Source organism: Novosphingobium sp. Sphag1I (assembly GCF_056279125.1).
The window spans coordinates 1-2,279 of sequence record NZ_JBWBQS010000052.1 but is presented as its reverse complement, the minus strand read 5'-3'; the positions used below and the strand labels follow the sequence as shown (position 1 = coordinate 2,279).

At 63.0% G+C, this 2,279-nt stretch carries 3 protein-coding genes; 2 read left to right on the top strand and 1 reads right to left on the bottom strand.

The window, feature by feature from the left end; genetic code table 11:
• Nucleotides 1–97 precede the first annotated feature (97 nt).
• Both ACZ9HU_RS22495 and corA read left to right on the top strand, forming a co-directional pair.
• Nucleotides 98–607, top strand: coding sequence for an SDR family NAD(P)-dependent oxidoreductase (locus ACZ9HU_RS22495; RefSeq protein WP_476108102.1), 510 nt, complete (start codon nt 98–100; stop codon nt 605–607).
• 451 nt (nt 608–1,058) lie between these two features.
• The gene (gene corA, locus ACZ9HU_RS22490; RefSeq protein WP_476108103.1) at nt 1,059–2,027 is read left to right on the top strand and encodes a magnesium/cobalt transporter CorA; all 969 of its coding nucleotides are present in this window, start codon (nt 1,059–1,061) and stop codon (nt 2,025–2,027) included.
• 61 nt (nt 2,028–2,088) lie between these two features.
• On the opposite strand, the gene ACZ9HU_RS22485 is transcribed toward corA, so the two are convergent.
• The coding region (locus ACZ9HU_RS22485) for a response regulator (protein WP_476108101.1) at nt 2,089–2,279 on the bottom strand (191 nt) is incomplete at its 5' end.

Here is a 2,279-nt window from a genome sequence, read left to right as displayed (position 1 = left end):
GGCCCTCAATCTTCCGCCGGACAGCCGCGCCGCCTAAGCGTTCCTCGGTTGTTCTCCCTTAGCGTTGTTTAGCGTACCTTCCACGCTATGCCCTCTCATGGCGCCCATCCACATCACCCGCGCCTTCGTCCCCGCCATGCGCCTGCGCGGGAGCGGCCGGATCATCCAGATTTCCAGTGCCAGCGGTCAGGGCTCGCTTCCGACGAGCAGTCTCTACCATGCGGCCAAATGGGGCCTGGAGGGCTTCAGCGAATGTCTCCGCCAGGAGCTTGAGCCCTTCAACCTGTTCGTGACGCTGATCGAGCCGGGCGGGGCGCGCACCAGCTTCAGCCACAACCTGCAATTCGCCAGCGAGATCGCGGCCTATCGCGACACGCCCGCCGGCCATATCCGCAAGATGTTCGAGACCGCCGGAAACGAGCTCTACACGCTCGACCCGCAGAAGATCGCGCAAGCGATCGTCGATGTCGCAACCAGCGACCATCCGCCGCTGCGCGTGACTCTGGGAGGTGACGCTTTCGGCGTTGTCCAGGCGGCGCTGCAATCGCGGCTCGCCTTTCTGCAGTCCCAGGAAGCGCTCGCGCGCTCGGTCGCTTTCGACAGTTGAGCTTTCCCGTCTTCCAGCTTTCGTCTCCGCGCGGTGCGACGCGCCTCACCGGGGCCCGGCAACCCCTGTCGTCAGCGCCGCTATCCGATACTTAGGTATAGTCATCCGACACGATTGCAGAGGCGCCACACGGGCAATCGCTTGGTACCATCGCAAGAGAGGAAAATACCCTCGCGGTCGCCAATCAAGGGTGCGCGGACCTTCGCAGTCTGCGTGCCCTTGATGTGGCAGCGCGCCGCCCAGCCACGCGCGTCATGAACGGGAGCGGCCTTCTGCGAAACCCAACGCTCCGCCGCTTTTTCTATAAGCTCTCGCTCGAATTGCTGCGCGCCGCCTTTGTCTTCCTGCGACTGGGGTTAAAGGGCGAGGCGCGCCTGCTTGTGCACGCGTCTCAATGGGCGAGGCACACGGCTTCCGGTCGCCGCCGCAGGTGGCGGCACCGGAAAGTGCCATGAGCGTCGTCGCCGCCTTTCTTTATCACGAGGGCAAACGGCTGCGGCCGGTGACCCTGATCGATCCGGCGTGCGAGCATATCGGCAAGGATGACTTTGTGTGGATCGGCCTCTCCCAGCCCAGCGAAACAGAACTTGCCGACATCGCCGGAAATTACGGCCTTCACCCGCTTGCCGTGGAAGATGCCGGCAACGGCCACCAGATTTCCAAGCTCGACGTCTACGGTGACCAGTTGTTCATCGTCGCCAGGACGGCACATCTTGAAGGCGATCATATCGCCTACGGCTCCACCGCGATTTTCCTGGGCAAGAATTTCCTCATCACCGTTCGGCAGGGTTCGGCACGCTCGCACAGCGAGCTTCGCGCGCATCTCGAAATCACGCCGGACCTGCTGCGCGAGGGCCCGGACTATGTGCTCCATGCCATTCTGGACTTCATCGTCGATGGCTATTTCCCGATCGTCGAGGCGATCGAGGAGGACGTCCTCAAGATGGAGCAGCGCATGCTTGCAGCCTTTCTCACCCGCGAGGAGGTGACCCGGATTTTCACGCTGCGGCGTGAGCTCGTCCGCTTCCAGCGCGTGCTCGGACCCATGCTCGAGGTCGGTCGCAAGTTGGTGAACCTGCAGCTTCCGCGGCTTGATGAGGCCTCCAAACCCTATTTCCGTGATCTGCTCGATCACATGCTCCGGGTTGAGAGCGCCATCACCGGCATCCGCGACATCCTGATCTCGGTGTTCGAGGCGAGTCACCTGCTCGAACAGCAGCGCCAGGGTGCGATCACGCGTCAGCTCGCCGCCTGGGCCGCGATCCTCGCGGTGCCTACCGCGATTGCCGGGATCTACGGGATGAACTTCGAGAATATGCCCGAACTGAAGACGCAGTGGGGATATTTCGTCATCCTCGGCGTCATCGCTGCGGTCTGCATCGGACTCTACATCCGGTTCAAACGCAACCACTGGCTTTGACGTCGCTGACCGCTGTCCACATCGCGCAGGGCTGAGGCCGCCGGGGGCAGGTTGCCACAGTTCAATGCTTTCGAAGCGTCTCGGCGCGGTGCCGGTCCAACGCATCGAGCAAAGCCCTGCCGATCAACGGCTTTGCGAGAACGTGATCGAAGCCCGCCTCGGCGGCCCGCGAGGCCAGCAGCGTGTCGTGAAAGCCTGAGATCATGATGGCCCGTCCCGACCATCCGATCTCGCGAAGGTGACGCAGCATCG

What these genes read in the sequence shown, in the direction of transcription:
- ACZ9HU_RS22495 (WP_476108102.1), top strand. Translation starts at nt 98, where the DNA reads ATGGCGCCCATCCACATCACCCGCGCCTTCGTCCCCGCCATGCGCCTG.
- corA (WP_476108103.1), top strand. Translation starts at nt 1,059, where the DNA reads ATGAGCGTCGTCGCCGCCTTTCTTTATCACGAGGGCAAACGGCTGCGG.